The sequence below is a fragment of the Falseniella ignava CCUG 37419 genome, assembly GCF_000301055.1.
In the GTDB taxonomy this organism is placed as follows: Bacteria; Bacillota; Bacilli; order Lactobacillales; family Aerococcaceae; genus Falseniella; species Falseniella ignava.
The window spans coordinates 695,039-711,522 of record NZ_JH932300.1 but is presented as its reverse complement, the minus strand read 5'-3'; the positions used below and the strand labels follow the sequence as shown (position 1 = coordinate 711,522).

Below are 16,484 nucleotides of genomic sequence, written 5' to 3'. Positions count from 1 at the left end.
GTATGACAAAAGATAAAGCAACATCTTCAGATAAAGGGTCAGAAAAATCTACCAAAGAATTAAAAGTGACGGTAAATCAAGCAACGGAACAAATTATTGCTGAAAAATCTGGACTCGGTCAAATTCATTATGACGAGCTTACAAAACGAATTGCCAGTCCATATGAACTAGATTCAGATCAGATTGATTTATTAATTCAAAAAATTGAAGATAATGGCATTGCGGTTGTAGGGGACGACGGCGGTCCTACGAAAGCGCAAATGGTTAAAGAAGATGAACGTTCATCGGAACTTCAGGAAGTAGAAGAACCAGACGAAGATCCAACTAAAATGAAAGTTAGCGATCCAGTTCGGATGTATTTGAAGGAAATCGGTCGAGTTGACTTACTAACAGCTGAAGAAGAAGTGGAAATCGCAAAACGAATTGAAGCAGGAGATGAAATAGCTAAACAAGAACTCGCAGAAGCAAACTTGCGTTTAGTTGTTTCGATAGCTAAACGCTATGTCGGACGGGGGCTATCATTTCTTGACTTGATCCAAGAAGGAAATATGGGTCTGATGAAAGCCGTCGAAAAGTTCGATTATCATAAAGGGTTTAAATTCTCGACTTATGCTACTTGGTGGATTCGACAAGCCATTACACGTGCGATTGCCGACCAAGCACGTACGATTCGGATTCCGGTTCATATGGTTGAGACAATTAACAAATTAGTTCGTATTCAACGTACACTATTACAAGAGCTTGGACGAGAACCGACACCCGAAGAAATTGGAGCAGAGATGGATTTACCTGCAGAAAAAGTGCGTGAAATCTTAAAAATTGCTCAAGAGCCTGTCTCACTCGAAACGCCAATCGGTGAAGAGGATGATTCTCATTTAGGTGACTTCATTGAAGATGAAGGAGCTTTAAGTCCCGAAGCATTTACAGCAGGTTCTCTTTTAAGAGAACAGTTAGAGGAAGTTTTAGATACATTAACAGACCGAGAAGAAAATGTTTTAAGATTACGCTTCGGACTGGATGATGGCAATATTCGCACTTTAGAACAAGTTGGAAAAGTATTTGGTGTAACTCGTGAACGCATTCGTCAAATTGAAGCTAAAGCTCTTCGTAAATTACGCCATCCAAGTCGTTCTAAACAATTAAAAGATTTTTTAGAATAATTATTTGACAACATCAAGTAGACTACATCACTTGATGTTGTTTTTTTATCAGGTAAAATAAAGTCATATTATTAATAAAGGATGAAGATATGAATTCAAAACAACTTTCTAAGCGGTTGCAATGGATTGCAGATAGTATTATTAAATATGCACCTAAACCAACCCGTTTAGCAGATATCGGTAGTGACCACGCTTATTTACCATCTTACTTAGCCCAAGGAAACTACATCGAGTTTGCTATTGCAGGAGAGGTGGTTAAAGGCCCCTATCAATCAGCCATCCAAGAAGTGAATCAACACCAATTAAATGATCGAATTGATGTAAGATTAGGTGATGGCTATGATGTCATTCATTTTGAGGATAAGATTAATACGGTTAGTATATGCGGGATGGGCGGTGGGCTCATTGTAGATATTTTAACACGAGGACAACAAATCGGTCATCAACCTAAGCTATTAGCACTTCAACCTAATGTGGGCGAAAGAATCGTTCGCCAATGGCTAAATGATCATCATTATCAAATCATTGATGAATATATTATTCAAGAAAAAGGGCACTTTTATGAGATGATTATCGCCCAATCTAATCCGAATACTAAAGTAACTATATCAGACAAAGAATTAATGTTTGGTCCATTTCTTTTACAGGAACGAAATGATACCTTTATCGAAAAATGGCGCAATGAATTAGAGAAAATGAAATATATCTTAACCTCCTTGCAGTTGAGTAAAAAGGGTGACCATACTAAAGAATTAGAAGTCAAACAAACAATTAAAGCAATAGAAGAGGTGATTTCTTAATGGAATTTTTATTATCAAATTTTATTCATCAAATTGAAGCCATTTATCCTTTAGACTTAGCAGAGGAATGGGATCCTGTTGGCTTACATTTTGGAAATTTAAATTCAACTGTTTCTAGAATTATGACTACCTTGGATGTCACTGAATCAGTCGTTGAAGAGGCTATCTCGCAAAATGTCGATACGATTGTAGCACATCATCCATTGATTTTTTCATCGATTAAACGTTTAGACGATGGACAAATGAATATCGAATTGTATCGGACGCTTTTATCAAATCGTATCAATGTTTATGCAATGCATACGAATGTAGATCGTCAGCAAAATGGAATGAATGACTGGTTAGCGAACCGACTAGGATTAATCAATGTAAGAGACTTAGCTAATCAACCTCTCAATACAGAAATGACTCCAGAACTAGGAAGGGTAGGAGACCTTCCAGAAGCATTATCCCATAATGAATTATATCAACATATTTTAAAACAACTTGGCGCACCTTACTTACAAGTTGTAAATCCGTCTACCGATTTATATCACCGCATTGCAATCGTAGGTGGCTCTGCTTATGAATCAATTGAAGCTGCAATAAAATGTGGTGCGGATGCATTTATTACAGGAGATGTGACTTATCATAAAGTATTAGAAGCTTCAACACTACCGATTACAACGATTGATGCAGGTCATTTTATTGAACAGTGTTTTATTAAAGAAATGGCTCAAATACTCCATCATCTTGTTCCTGAACATGTTACAATAATAGAGAGTCAAACAAATCGGGACCCTCGTCAACTTATAATCAGAAAGGATGTCTAATTTTATTATGGATTTATTTGCCAAAACTCAAGAGAGACTAATTCGTTACGCTAAGATTAATACTCGTTCCGATGAAAGCTCGCCAACGATTCCTTCCACGGAGATTCAATTCGATTTATTGAATCTATTAGTAGAAGAATTGAAAGAAATCGGGATGTCAGAAGTCGAATTGAATCCAGAGAATGCTTTTGTCACAGCAACGTTACCATCAAATGTTGAACACGACGTTCCAACGATTGGTTTTATTGCCCATGTTGATACAGCTGATTTTAATTCAGAAAATGTTACACCGCTAATTCATGAAAACTACGACGGATCAACGGTTGTTTTAAATGAAGCAGAAAATATTGTTATGACACCAGAAGACTTCCCAAGTTTGAAAAATTATCTGGGGCAAACATTGATTACAACAGATGGAACTACCTTACTAGGTGCAGATGATAAATCAGGAATTGCTGAAATTATGACCGCAATGGAGTATTTCATTCAACATCCTGAAATTTCGCATGGAAAAGTTCGAGTTGCTTTTGGTCCAGATGAGGAAATAGGACGAGGCGCTGATCATTTTGATGCAGAAGGATTTGGTGCAGATTTTGCCTATACAATGGATGGGGGTCCACTCGGAGAACTGCAATATGAAAGCTTTAACGCTGCTCAAGCGGAATTAACAATAACAGGTCGAAACATCCATCCAGGTACTGCCAAAGGAAAAATGATCAATGCGATTACGATTGCAAATGAATTTATTAATGGCTTACCACAAGAAGAGGTTCCTGAATATACAAGTGATCGTGAAGGATTTTATCATGTGTTGTTACTCGAAGGTTCTGTAGATGAAGCGCAAGTTAAGTTAATTATTCGTGACTTTGATCGAACATCATTTGAGGCGCGTAAAGAACATGTCAAACAACTAGTAGATTCAATTAATGGTCAATATTCAACACAACCGATTGCGTTAAATTTATTTGACCAATACTATAATATGGCAGAAGTCATCGAAAAAGATATGACACCGGTAAATTTAGCGAAAGCAGCCATGGAAAAAGCCAATATCACCCCAGATATTAAACCAATTCGAGGTGGTACCGATGGCTCAAAAATTAGCTTTATGGGGATTCCAACGCCAAACATTTTTGCGGGCGGCGAAAATATGCATGGACGCTATGAGTATGTAGCCGTTGAAGTAATGGTGAAAGCCACAGAAACAATTTTAAATATCATTGAGTTAAACGCCAAAGCTTAAAAGCTATAGAAGGAGCGAAAGATGGCACTTCAAATTATTACAGGGGATCACGCTATTAATAAAAAAGCTGTGATGATCAACCATTTGCATCAAATTTTTACCCACAATCCATCTGCTGAGATTTACTATATTATTCCAGATCATATTAAATTTGATATGGAAACAACGATGCTGGATCAATTAAAGCAAATTCAAGGTGGAAATCAAGCCGCGATGCTAAATATACAAGTTGCCAGTTTTTCGCGAATTAGCTGGTTTATGATGCCTCATTATCATAATGAGGCTCCTTCTATATCTAGTATAGGTAAAAAGATGATTTTAAGAAGTATTTTGAGCGAATTAAAATCTCAACTTGTTACATACCGCAGTCAAATCACTTATCAAGGTTTTATAGATAAGCTTTATAACCAATTCGAGGAGTTTATTCAAGGAAATATTGATCAAGTAACACTCGAACAATTGATTGAGGCAATAGATGAGGAAGAAATCGGAACGCTCAACCAATATCAATCCAGCCAAAGATTAAATGAAATTAACACAATTTATACGACTTATATTGATAAACTTAATCAATTAAATATTAACTACCGTAATGATTACTTTGAATTGATCGATTATTTAGAAAATTTACTACCGCAAGAGAACTTATACATTGCAATCGATCATTATGAGTATTTTACGGGGGAACAGCTTTATATTATAAATCAATTAATCCGTGTAGCACATACAGTATGGATTCAATTACCGATTGATTCGGATCATCTTTTAAATACATCTCATTATTCATTTGAACAAGTTGCAAAAAATACCTATTTTCAACTAAAACGTCTGTGTAACGTTAATGGACTGAAACAATTGAATGATTGGCAAATCAATGGTCCAACTTATCCATATCATTCAGATATTTTGGCCGTTGCAAAAACTTATCAAGCCTTGAATGAATTTAAACCGGTTGAAAAATTGAGTTTAGTGCAATCCGAACACATTGAATTATGGCATAACGATACAATCCAAACGGAAATGAAGCATGTGGTCAATCAAATTCATTATTTAGTTAGTCAAAAAAAATATCGTTACCGTGATATACGAGTATTAACAAGAAATTTTGATTGCTATGGTTCCTTAATCGAACCTTATTTTAAAATGAATAATATTCCTTGTTTTATTGATAATACACAAGAAATGCAACACCATCCCTTTGTATTATTATTAGAGGGACTATTAAACTTATCCATTCAACAATGGAATTATACCTCAATTATGGCCGTTTTAAATTCAAGTTTTATTTTACCATCATTCTTGCAAAATGATCAGATAAGTCCAGAAGAATTAAGGATTGAAAAACAACATCAAGTCAATCAATTAGAAAATATTTTAATTGAAAATGGGTTGTTTGGTTACCGATTATACCAAATCGACTATCCATGGCATTATAGTAATGAATCTTTACCTTACTATAATGCGAAAGGCGAGAAAACGGAGCAAACGATTGAAGAGATGGTACAACCTTGGCGTAACTGGCTCCATCAACTCTCGCAAATACTAAAACGTCCCGCAGAATTAACTGGCGAATCTTTCGCAAAATGGGTCTATCAAGTGATGGAGCATCTGAAACTAAAAGAACAGTTAATTTTTGAAAGAGATTATTTAATCCAACAGGGCCGAATTGAACAGTCAATGGAAGAAGAACAAGTGTGGAATACAATGATTGATTTACTCGATGAATTTTGTTTAATTTATCAAAACCAAACTGAAAGTTATGAAACATTTGTCCAAATTTTATTGGCTGGAATGAATGAAGCGAGTTTCCTCATTATTCCACCGACAATGGATCAAGTGATGATTTCAAGTATGATTAGTCCACGTACTCAGCCAACCAAAATCACATTTGTTATTGGAATGAGCCATCAAACCTTACCACAATCCATTCAAGAGGACTCATTAATGACTCGACAAGAACGTGAGTTACTACTTTCTATGGATTTAATGCCGCATCAATCCATTCAACATACACCAGCTGTTCAGTATCAAGCAGAATCATTTTTATTTTATAAATTACTTTTAGCTAGTACCGAACGATTATATTTAAGCTATGCTCAAGTCGTCGAGGACCAAACGGTCGAACGAAGTCCATATATACAAGAATTGTTAAATTGGGTTGAATTGCCTACTTATCATTTTAAAGTAGATCCGACTGAAGAATTGACTCAACCCCATCCAAGTTCATATGGGCGTTATTCTATTGAACGAAGTAAAGTGATGTATTTAAATCGGTTCTATTGGCAACAATCGGTTAATTATTTACCACCTTTGCGTAAATTAATTGCAAGTATGAAAGAATATGAATTGCAACATAGCATTCCTGATGCTGGACGAATCGATAATTTGGTGAAAAGATCAGTTGAAGATTTTATCCAACCCGTGTCAATTAATCCTGAAACGGCTCGTCAATTATATGGAGATCAACTTTCATTATCTGTCTCGAAAATTGAAGAATATTATCGAGATGCTTATTCGCACTTTCTACTTTATGGATTGAAATTAAAAGAACGCATTGAGTTTGAATTAGATCCAGCTCGAACGGGAGACTTCTTCCACGAATATTTAGATCAAGTGACCCAACAGGCAACAAATCACTATCAACGGTCGCTATTGACCTTAGATGACGCGGCGCTGTTGGATATCATTCACTTGATTGAAAATCAATTAAGTCATCATTTCAAATTTCAAATTTTACATAGTTCGGCACGTATGAAATTTATTCATCAATTGATGAACCAGGAGATGCGTCAAGTGTTGAACAATTTAATCAAAAAAGTTCAAATAACCCAATTAGAACCAGTCCTGACAGAAGCAATTTTTGGCTTGAATCCAATACTACCTCTTAGAGGGCTGTACTATCAACTTGATTCTCAACGGACACTGCAAGTGACAGGAAAGATTGACCGAATTGACCGTCTTCAATTAGGGGAGGATACTTATTATCAAGTTGTCGATTATAAATCGTCACAAAAAGAATTTAACTTAGTTGAGCTATTTTACGGATTAGATATGCAAATCTTAACGTATTTAAAAGTGATTCACCAAAATTATCCGAACGCTTTCCCGTTAGGTGCTTTCTATCAACCGATTACCCATATAAATGAGTTAGCAACACATGACGTAAAAGATGAAAAAGAGCAAAGTTTAGCGGATTATACATATCGTGGTTTTATTACGCTACCAGAAGTGAAGATGCAACAAATCGACTCAACTTTAGAGCCACAGACAGCAAGTTTAATTTATCCTGTTAAATTAAAGAAAGATGGTTCATATGATGCCTACTCAAATCGTTTTAATGAAACTGACTTTCAGTTGCTGTCGAACTATGTTGATTATTTATTTGTTGAAGCTGCAAACCAAATTCAATCAGGAAATATTGCACTCACTCCATATCGTGATGAACGCTTTACGACCTCATTACAACCTGGATTTAGAACAATTACTGGTTTTGACGCCACTGAACATTACCATCTGTACCGTCACAAACAATTACGGAAAAAAGATATCATTCAGAAAATTGAACAAATATTACAATCTCAACAAGAGGAGGTGAGCGAATGAGCCGTCAATTTAATCAACAACAATTAGCAGCAATTGAAGCGAAGGGGTCAAATATTCTAGTATCCGCATCAGCCGGCTCAGGTAAAACAACCGTTTTAATTGAACGAATCATTCGTCACGTACTCTCTGATTATGCGAGTTTGGATCAACTATTAGTGGTCACTTTTACTGAGATGGCAGCGAATGAGATGAAAGAACGGCTAGAAATGGCCTTAAAACAACAAATTAATCATTCAAAAGATCCGGAACTCAAACGTAATTTAATGAGACAACTGAGTATTTTACCTGAAGCACATATTCGTACGTTACATTCATTTTGTTTGACGGTAATACAACAATTTTTCTATCTAGATGATATTGATCCAGAATTTACGTTACTCACAGACGCAACCCAAATTGAATTGTTAAAAGAAGAAGCCTGGGAGGCATTACTTGAATTAATTATCGATGATTCACCTTCGATTAAAGTGAGTTCAGATGAATATTTAACACTCCTAAGGTCATTTAGCAAAGGACGTAATGATGATCGTCTGTATCAAATGATCAATCAACTCTGTGAGTTCGCTCGAAGTAATCCTGATCCACTCGGCTGGATGGAAAATATAAGTCATCCAGATCATTTCTTGCTAGATTTTTCAACCCCATTCTATCAAAGAAGTCTTATTGAATATTCGATGCAACTAATCAAAGAGGCAAAACATCAATGGCAACTCGCACTGCAATTGACAGAATCGTTAAGTGAAGCTACCCTTGAAAAGTATGCGACGTTTATTCAAGAAGATGCACATATTGCAGAATCATTGATACAATATTTTGAAAATAACCAATATGAAGAAGCCATCAATCTTATTCATCAACATTCATGGAAACGTTGGGCGAGTTACCGGCGTGATGATGAAGACAAAGAAATTATTCAACTCGCTAAAAAATATCGTGATCAAGCAGTCCAACGAATTAAAGAATTAACAAATTTTTTCCCTTACTCCTACTCACAGATGCAAACACATCTAGAGGGAAGTCAAGTCATTGTCAATTCGTTATCTCATTTAGCCATCGGATTCTACTATCAGTTTCAACGCTTAAAACGTCAAAATAAATTGATCGACTATAATGATTTAGAACATATTACGCTGCAATTATTAGCACCAATGGATCCGAAGACAAGAGAACGTCAGCCGAGCATTGCAGCTCATTTCTATCAAAATCAATTTAAAGAAGTAATGGTCGATGAATATCAAGATATTAACGAATTACAAGGATTAATCTTACATTATTTATCACATGAAACGAAATCAACGGGTAATCTTTTCATGGTAGGGGATGTGAAACAATCAATCTATGGATTCCGCATGGCCGATCCAAGTCTTTTTCTTTCAAAATACGAACGCTATCAAACATCCACAGATCAACAATTGATTATTTTAGATACAAATTATCGTTCAAGGGATAATGTTTTGGGGTATACGAATGACGTTTTTGAACGAATCATGGATAAAAATCTTGGCGAGATGATATATGCTGAAGCAGAATCACTCAAGACGGGCTTTCCTTATTTTATTGAGCAACAAGCTGATTCCGATTATAATGCTGAATTTTTACTCTTTAATAAAGACACTATGATGGAGTCAAATGAAGATTTAGAACGGGAATTCGACACCAGTCGAGAAGCAGAAGCCCATCTAATTGCTCAAAAAATTCGCTATTTAATTGATTCAAATCAGCAAATTTATGATAAATCTAATGGCGGATTTTACCGTAAGATTGAGTACAATGACATTGTCATATTGTCATCCACAAAAAATTCTTTCTTGACACTTCAGCGTATTTTTGATCAATATGAGATTCCTTTGTTATCTCAAAAAATTGAAAGTTATTTCCAACGTCAAGAAATCCAACTGATGTTAGCTTTACTTAAGATTATTGATAATCCGCATCAAGATATTCCGCTGGTCGCAATTTTACGCTCTTATTTTGTCGGTTTATCCGATGAACAATTAAGTTTGATTCGAATTTATAGTCAAACAACAAGTTATTTTCAAGCAGTCCTTGCGTATGCGAATGCAGAAGATACGACCACGATTGATCAAGCTCTGCAAGCCAAATTACAACGATTCTTAAGTCAATTGAGACATTGGCAACGTTTATCCGATGAGATTTCTTTGTCTGAATTAATTTGGCAAATATATATGGAAACAGATTTTCTCAGTTATAACGCTGGATTAAGCAATGGTCTGCAGCGCACGTCTAATCTACACGGATTATATCAACGAGCTTCAGATTTTGAATCACATCATTTTCGTGGTATCTTTGGATTCATTCGGTATATTGAGAAAGTGATTGATCGAGATAAGGATCTTCAAGAACCTATCTTATTAGATCATGGTCAAAATTATGTTCGTATGATGACCGTTCATGCAAGTAAAGGGTTGGAGTTTCCGATTGTCTTTTTAATGAATACAGGTCAAAAAATGAATCTCAAGGAATTGCGTGAGACGATGGTGCTTTCCAAGGAACACGGCATTGGGATAGACTATATCGACAACGAGCATCATTTAAAGTATCCAACTATTCATAAAGAAGCAATTAAAAAAATTAGGGAACGTCAATTAAAATCTGAAGAAATGCGGAAGCTTTATGTCGCTTTGACCCGAGCGGAACAAAAGATATATATCGTTGGAACCATTGCAAGTCAAAATAAATGGGAAGAAATGCAGCAGCTTTTATTAGATCTTGATGATCAATCAAAAACCATCCCCTTAATGCATCGGCTTAAAGCTTCAAGTTGGTTAGATTGGCTGCAACAAGCTCTCTATTATCGTTCCTTAAATTCTTCGAATGCGGTTCATATTTATACAATGGATCAATTGATTTCAAAGATGGTCGATGAAAATAATGTTCCACAGGATAATTTGATGCAATATTATCAGAAAAACTTTGCGTTAACAGCACATGAGACACCTGATGATACATTACTGGATTCAATGTTATTTCAATATTCATTTCCACTCAGTACTAAAACGGCTAGTTACCAATCGGTCTCTGAATTAAAACGACTTTTTGAAGAACCCTTAATTGATAAAGCCAATTATTTAACTGCGAACCCAACGACTTTGAATTTATCTGAAATTGAGAGTGAGTTAGCTGGAATTCGTTATACGCAAGGAACTTTTAATGAACCAAAACTGATTCAATCGAATAAAAATCAATCTTTAACTCCAACGGAAAAGGGGACATTGATTCATTATTTAATGCAATCATTGAGCTATCAATCTTTTAGCGATATTGAGATTACACACTATTCAACAGAGTTAGTGCGACAAGTCCAACTATTGAGCCAAACGATTGATTCAAAGTTTTCATTAATTGATCTAGAAATATTAAATAAAATTATTTCTTATTTAACTTCTGAGTTAGGACAATTCATTATTCAACATTATGACAAGGTGAAGGTGGAACAAGCATTTTCAATGACAATTCCGGCGTCGAAATTATATCTTTCGTCGAAAGATCAGGAAGACACCTTAAAATATCATCCAGAAGATCAAATCTTAATTCATGGGGTCATTGATGCTTATCTAATTGTAGAACAACGAGTTATTTTATTGGATTATAAAACAAATCGCTATCAGGCATACTCTAACCAAAGTAAAAAAGAACAAATTAAACATTTGTCTAATACTTATCGTCTCCAACTAAGTCTATATGCACACGCACTATCGCTCGTTCATTCAATCGATGTTACGGAAGTTTATTTAGTATTAATAGATTTTGAAGAAGTAGTCCCATTAACAGATTTATACCAATTTTAAAGATAAAGAACGTCTACTCCAATCTAGAAGATGGAAGTGGACGTTCTTTTGAATTTATTTTATAGGGGTGGGTCGTAATTAACCGGTCGACTGTAATCTCCAGCTGCATTCCATAATAGGAATTCATGGACTCCTAATTCTTTCAAGGCACGAATTTGGTCTTCGACTTCTTGAGGTCCGTAGTACATATAGGTTCCTTCAGGAAGGTAATCTGCTGTAAAATCTTGCAACCAAGGGCGTGTTTTCACAGGGTTCACTACTTCTGCGAGCACATTCGCTTCTTCTTGCATATAGGCTTTTGTAAAGTCATAAGGGTACAAATCTGGATAGTCAAAACCAAAGAACCCTTCACTCCAATGCGACGGATAAATCATGGATGAAACTACATCGACTCGTTCAGCCATCAGTTTGAAGTCTTGCCCAATACCACGTACATCTGGGGCATTTCCTGCAACGGCAGTGTAACCAAAGACATCGGCACTAATCTCTACATCGTAAGGCGCTAACTTTTCACGTGCATAATCTAAAAAATCCGCAATGGCTTGAGTTCTTTCTTGTCCTTCTAATTCTGGATCTTCACTGACATAAGCGGCATATTCTCCCAGTTCATATTCCAAATCTTGACTAAAAACATGGAAACCTTCTGGAAATCGAATATAGTCAAATTGAATTTCTTTAAATCCGAGTTTTGCTGCTTCTTCAGCAATCGAAATAATATAGTCCCATGTTTCTTGTAAAAATGGATTAATAAATTTAGATCCGCCACCGTCCGACCAAATTTCTCCGGTTGAAATGTCATGGAATGATAAATCCGGTCTGAGTTCGGCTAATCTCGAATCTTTAAAGGTGACAATACGAGCAATTGGATATATTTGTTTCGATGCTAACTTTTCTAAAATCTTATGGTAATCCACTGTAGCAGTAATATTTGCCTCAATATTTGGATTATCTGTCTCAAAAGATTGTAAAATATTTCCCCAATCATCTTTAAAGTTTAAGACGACAGCATTAAGTTCTGTTTGATCAATATAATTAATGATTTCGTCAAAATATTCTGGATTGGAAACATTTGACTCTGTTAAGTAGATACCCTTAACTCCATCTACTGGGTAGGGGATATCGATTTGACTAACATATAATAAATCAGCCGGGAGACTATCTGGTTTTACGAGCAAAGGGTCGGTTGGTATTTGTAAATCTTTATAACGATTGACAGCATTTTTTTGAACGCGATCTTGAAATTCTTTCAATTCTTCTGGAGAATAGGTAACTTCCGAGAGCGATTCGGTGGATTCAGAATTGTCGCTATTATTTTGAGATGATAATAAGGTATCGCATCCAACGATAATTGCCATGGCACCCAATAAAAGTAAGCAACGCTTTAAAATTTTTAACGTCATATTTCCCTCACAAACTATTCTTTAGATTCCGATAAATTGACTAGGTAGATTTTGAAATTAATTAATTGAGTATTGATTGGTTCAAAATAACCTAAAATTTTCTCTAAGTTAATATGGTTTGTTGTCATTAATGTTTCAACTTGTTCAAAAATTTGATAAAAGCGATTGTAATCAATTTCTGGGTCAGATAGCGAATGATAGATTTGTTGTTCGCTTTGGATATTCGCTTGATAGTCCTTGCTATAAACCGCTAAATTCTCTTGTAGCTGATTCAACAAATCAATCTGTTGAATCACTTCTTGACGATCAAGTAATTCTGCATCTGTAAATGTCGTAAATTCTTCAATGTACTTTTCTAAAGCAACCAGTTGTTCTGATAATAGACCTAATTGATATTCACGTTCCGAAACATTGATTTGAATAGCAGAATTTTCATCACCAAATGCTGTGAGTCCATCTTCAGAATTAAGCGTTGCTTCAAAGTCACGCTGGATATTCTCTTCTTCATTTTGAATCTCATTTAAAATATTGATGATTTGAGTCATATTATCTTGCAAGGCATCAATTGTTCGTTTTGAGCGTTCGAGTGAATTGTCACAACCAAATAATAGGGTTGAAATCAATAAAATTGATAGATATTTTGTTATTTTTTTCATGGTTTTCTCCTAATTTTTAAAAATAGATATTAAGGGGCCCTTAATATCATTGGAAATTTCTTTATAACATAGTTTAGTATATAATATCTAAAGGACAGATTCAAACGAGTCAAATCATAAATATGAGAGGAAACGAAGATGTTATTTTCTTTTTTAATCGCAATATTTGTCATCATATTTGATCAATTGATTAAATATTGGTGTGTGATGAATTTACCATTCCAACAGCCTCAAGTCTTCATACCCAACTTTATAAATTTGACGTATCTCCATAACTATGGTGCTGGGTGGGGAATGATGCAAGGGAGAGCATTATTTTTTATTTTTATCACGATATTTATTGTTGGATATTTGTGTTATTTAATTTATAAACATCAAAATGATTCACCAATTATTCGATGCACCTATGGATTGTTACTCGGTGGAGCAGTAGGTAATTTGATTGATCGCGTACGATTAGGTTATGTCATTGATATGATTCAATTAGACTTTATAAATTTTCCGGTTTTTAATATTGCTGATGCGGCCTTAACACTAGGGTGTATCGCTTTAATACTCATCATTTTTACCGATCAAGAAGGAAAGGATTATCTATAATGATAAAATATGAAGAATTCACTTATGTGCTAGACGGCGAAGAAGATCGACTAGATCGAGTACTTTTAAATTATTTTCCGAAAGAGAGTCGCTCAACCATTCAAAAATGGATTAAAGACCAACAAGTAACCGTGAACGGTAAACAAGTAAAGGCAAATTATGTGACCAACGGAGATGAGACAGTCACAATTCAAATTCCGATTGATAATGAGGACCCAATTGAGATTACACCTGATAAATCACCGCTTGATATTATTTTTGAAGATTCTGAGCTGATTATTATTAATAAACCTAAAGGACTAGTTGTGCATCCTTCAAAGGGACATCCAAATGGAACTTTAGTCAATCGCCTAGTTTATCATTTTCAAAACACATTGAGTGATGAGGCGGGATCTTTTCGACCGGGAATTGTTCATCGAATTGATAAAGATACTTCTGGATTAATAGCAATTGCTAAAAATAACTCAGCACACCGAGTTCTCGCGCAACAATTAATGGATCGGACGATGGGGCGGATTTATACCGCCTTAGTACTTGGTGAAATTGGTCCACAATCTGGTATCATTGATATTCCATTGCGGCGCGATTCGAAGAACCGTTTGAAATATACGGGCGATGCAGCAGGGAAGGAAGCCATCACGCATTTCAAAGTAATTGAACGGTATGTGGGAGCCACACTTGTAGAAGCAAAACTCGATACTGGACGAACGCACCAAATTCGAGCTCATTTTGATTATATCGGACATCCCATTGTTGGTGACCCTTTATATCGATCTGCAATACACGGTAGCGCCACATCGCTAAATTCTTTAAAGGATGGTCAATACTTACATGCCTCGAAATTACATTTAATTCATCCGGTCACTCAGCAAGAAATGAAGTTCGAAGCACCCATGCCAGATTCGATGCGCCAACTGTTAGGCAGCTTAACACCCCTTAATCCATGATTTATGATATAATAAATAAGTATTATCTGAGGAGGGGTGCGAATGTCAAACAATCAAAAAATTCTTGATAAAATTCGAAATTTATTAACTTTAGCCGAAGATGCCTCGGATACTGAAGGTCAGACTGCTTTACTCATGGCTCAAAAATTAATGCTAAAATATAAAATTTCACAACAAGAAGTGGATGCATCAAATCCTCAAGAGATTGTTATTAAATCCCTATCGGTTTATAAACGGATTTATTGGTGGGAAAAAGATTTGGTAAAGATTATTGCTAAAAATTTCCGAGTAATGTTTTACATCCAAAGTCATCGCCTACCTCACCAAGAAAGTGTTCAGCGCAAATTAGTCCTTATGGGGTTTGAGGAAGACGTTGAATTAGCGTACGAAGTTTATCATTTGGCAGCACAAATGATGAAACACTATGCGTCTATAGCATTAAAAGAAATTGATTCTGATACAACAATTGCAATTACACGAAGATCTTATTACCAAGGGTTCTTAGATGGCCTGAAAGATAAGTTTGATCGCCAACGTCATGAGTTTTCAGAAGATAATCCAATTTATGATTTAGTGATTCAAACACCTTCTGCCGTGAAAGAAAAATTTGAACATGAGATTAATGGCCGTTTGAAATTTAAAGCGCCTGAGTATAACGAATCGAGTCAAGCGTATAGCGATGGATATCATAAGGGAAATACAGTAGATTTGATGGCCCGTCATATTGAACAAAATTCAAGTGAACCTAGGAGGAATTCATAATGTCATTGTTACTCATTTTCTCGCTCTTAGCTGGCTTGTTGAACATGGTGCCACCCTCTGTCAGTGAAACAATCGAACCGATAGCGGAGCTGGCTACTTATAGCTATCTGCATTGGAATGATGTCTATCGATTCCCAGATCCAAGTTTGATTGAAGGTGCAGTAATCCATCAACCGATTCCTCTGGAAAATGTTTATCAAGGCGAGGTAAATATTAAGTATCCCGCAGGAGAAGCGAGAGGATTTGAACCCAATACCTTGGTCGTGAACGGTCATCCCTTTTACTATACTGACTTAAAAGGGAATCGCGGATATGGAGAAGATTTTGAAACCCTTAATGAAGCACTTGGACGCAATGAAGCTGTCCGAGTCGGTAAGCGCGGAATTGAAACTTTTTTTGGGCATTATTATAATTTATCAGATAATGGCGTTTTTAATCCACTCCACGATCAAGATTTGTTACATATTGGTTCTGAAGTAATTGTGACGAATGAAGAAGGATTAAGTAAAGGGTATTATATTACGCAAACCATTGAATTTCTTCATGCAAATCAAGACCAACAATTTTATGGCGATTATTATATGCCACAGATGGCTTATAATGGGACGGGGGAAGAATTAGTCTATATTCAATATTGCCGTTGGGACATTGAATTAGGCCTATTAATTACGAATATCGGACATCGGATTTGGTAG

General features: G+C 35.7%; 12 protein-coding genes. 10 read left to right on the top strand and 2 right to left on the bottom strand.

The genetic code is table 11. The features are described 5' to 3' along the window. Window positions 1-2: 2 nt before the first annotated feature. From rpoD to addA, 6 genes are all read left to right on the top strand, one after another. Window positions 3-1,160, top strand: a complete 1,158-nt coding sequence (gene rpoD, locus HMPREF9707_RS03395; RefSeq protein WP_006701304.1) for an RNA polymerase sigma factor RpoD — start codon at window positions 3-5, stop codon at window positions 1,158-1,160. An 89-nt stretch (window positions 1,161-1,249) separates the two neighbouring features. Continuing rightward, window positions 1,250-1,960 carry a tRNA (adenine(22)-N(1))-methyltransferase gene (locus HMPREF9707_RS03390; RefSeq protein ID WP_006701303.1) on the top strand — a complete coding sequence of 237 codons (711 nt, stop codon included), beginning with the start codon at window positions 1,250-1,252 and terminating at the stop codon, window positions 1,958-1,960. Further along, window positions 1,960-2,772 carry a Nif3-like dinuclear metal center hexameric protein gene (locus tag HMPREF9707_RS03385; protein ID WP_006701302.1) on the top strand — a complete coding sequence of 271 codons (813 nt, stop codon included), beginning with the start codon at window positions 1,960-1,962 and terminating at the stop codon, window positions 2,770-2,772. Before HMPREF9707_RS03390 ends, HMPREF9707_RS03385 begins: the two co-directional genes overlap by 1 nt. A gap of 7 nt (window positions 2,773-2,779) precedes the next feature. Beyond that, window positions 2,780-4,015, top strand: a complete 1,236-nt coding sequence (pepT, locus tag HMPREF9707_RS03380; protein ID WP_006701301.1) for a peptidase T — start codon at window positions 2,780-2,782, stop codon at window positions 4,013-4,015. Between the two features lie 21 nt (window positions 4,016-4,036). Beyond that, on the top strand, window positions 4,037-7,618 hold the full coding sequence (locus HMPREF9707_RS03375) for a PD-(D/E)XK nuclease family protein (RefSeq protein ID WP_006701300.1): 3,582 nt from the start codon (window positions 4,037-4,039) through the stop codon (window positions 7,616-7,618). After that, the gene (addA, locus tag HMPREF9707_RS03370) at window positions 7,615-11,427 is read left to right on the top strand and encodes a helicase-exonuclease AddAB subunit AddA (RefSeq protein WP_006701299.1); all 3,813 of its coding nucleotides are present in this window, start codon (window positions 7,615-7,617) and stop codon (window positions 11,425-11,427) included. The genes HMPREF9707_RS03375 and addA overlap by 4 nt, the downstream gene beginning before the upstream one ends. 59 nt (window positions 11,428-11,486) lie before the next feature. Here the strand turns inward: addA and HMPREF9707_RS03365 are convergent, their stop codons facing one another. Continuing rightward, window positions 11,487-12,827: a putative glycoside hydrolase gene (locus tag HMPREF9707_RS03365; protein ID WP_006701298.1), complete on the bottom strand. Its 1,341-nt coding sequence runs from the start codon at window positions 12,825-12,827 to the stop codon at window positions 11,487-11,489. 14 nt (window positions 12,828-12,841) lie between these two features. Beyond that, window positions 12,842-13,483, bottom strand: a complete 642-nt coding sequence (locus HMPREF9707_RS03360; protein ID WP_006701297.1) for a hypothetical protein — start codon at window positions 13,481-13,483, stop codon at window positions 12,842-12,844. A 138-nt stretch (window positions 13,484-13,621) separates the two neighbouring features. Here HMPREF9707_RS03360 and lspA point away from each other — a divergent pair, with 138 nt between their 5' ends. From lspA to HMPREF9707_RS03340, 4 genes are read left to right on the top strand one after another with little or no spacing between them, the layout of a single operon-like run. Then, window positions 13,622-14,080, top strand: coding sequence for a signal peptidase II (gene lspA, locus HMPREF9707_RS03355; RefSeq protein ID WP_006701296.1), 459 nt, complete (start codon window positions 13,622-13,624; stop codon window positions 14,078-14,080). Continuing rightward, window positions 14,080-15,027 carry an RluA family pseudouridine synthase gene (locus tag HMPREF9707_RS03350; protein WP_006701295.1) on the top strand — a complete coding sequence of 316 codons (948 nt, stop codon included), beginning with the start codon at window positions 14,080-14,082 and terminating at the stop codon, window positions 15,025-15,027. Before lspA ends, HMPREF9707_RS03350 begins: the two co-directional genes overlap by 1 nt. A gap of 42 nt (window positions 15,028-15,069) precedes the next feature. Continuing rightward, complete coding sequence (locus tag HMPREF9707_RS03345; protein ID WP_006701294.1) at window positions 15,070-15,789, top strand: DUF2786 domain-containing protein; 720 nt, start codon at window positions 15,070-15,072, stop codon at window positions 15,787-15,789. Further along, complete coding sequence (locus HMPREF9707_RS03340) at window positions 15,789-16,484, top strand: hypothetical protein (protein ID WP_006701293.1); 696 nt, start codon at window positions 15,789-15,791, stop codon at window positions 16,482-16,484. Before HMPREF9707_RS03345 ends, HMPREF9707_RS03340 begins: the two co-directional genes overlap by 1 nt.

Excerpts from the sequence above, each read along its gene's own strand:
- rpoD (WP_006701304.1), top strand. The coding sequence starts at position 3 with ATGACAAAAGATAAAGCAACATCTTCAGATAAAGGGTCAGAAAAATCT.
- HMPREF9707_RS03390 (WP_006701303.1), top strand. The coding sequence starts at position 1,250 with ATGAATTCAAAACAACTTTCTAAGCGGTTGCAATGGATTGCAGATAGT.
- HMPREF9707_RS03385 (WP_006701302.1), top strand. The coding sequence starts at position 1,960 with ATGGAATTTTTATTATCAAATTTTATTCATCAAATTGAAGCCATTTAT.
- pepT (WP_006701301.1), top strand. The coding sequence starts at position 2,780 with ATGGATTTATTTGCCAAAACTCAAGAGAGACTAATTCGTTACGCTAAG.
- HMPREF9707_RS03375 (WP_006701300.1), top strand. The coding sequence starts at position 4,037 with ATGGCACTTCAAATTATTACAGGGGATCACGCTATTAATAAAAAAGCT.
- addA (WP_006701299.1), top strand. The coding sequence starts at position 7,615 with ATGAGCCGTCAATTTAATCAACAACAATTAGCAGCAATTGAAGCGAAG.
- HMPREF9707_RS03365 (WP_006701298.1), bottom strand. The coding sequence starts at position 12,827 with ATGACGTTAAAAATTTTAAAGCGTTGCTTACTTTTATTGGGTGCCATG.
- HMPREF9707_RS03360 (WP_006701297.1), bottom strand. The coding sequence starts at position 13,483 with ATGAAAAAAATAACAAAATATCTATCAATTTTATTGATTTCAACCCTA.
- lspA (WP_006701296.1), top strand. The coding sequence starts at position 13,622 with ATGTTATTTTCTTTTTTAATCGCAATATTTGTCATCATATTTGATCAA.
- HMPREF9707_RS03350 (WP_006701295.1), top strand. The coding sequence starts at position 14,080 with ATGATAAAATATGAAGAATTCACTTATGTGCTAGACGGCGAAGAAGAT.
- HMPREF9707_RS03345 (WP_006701294.1), top strand. The coding sequence starts at position 15,070 with ATGTCAAACAATCAAAAAATTCTTGATAAAATTCGAAATTTATTAACT.
- HMPREF9707_RS03340 (WP_006701293.1), top strand. The coding sequence starts at position 15,789 with ATGTCATTGTTACTCATTTTCTCGCTCTTAGCTGGCTTGTTGAACATG.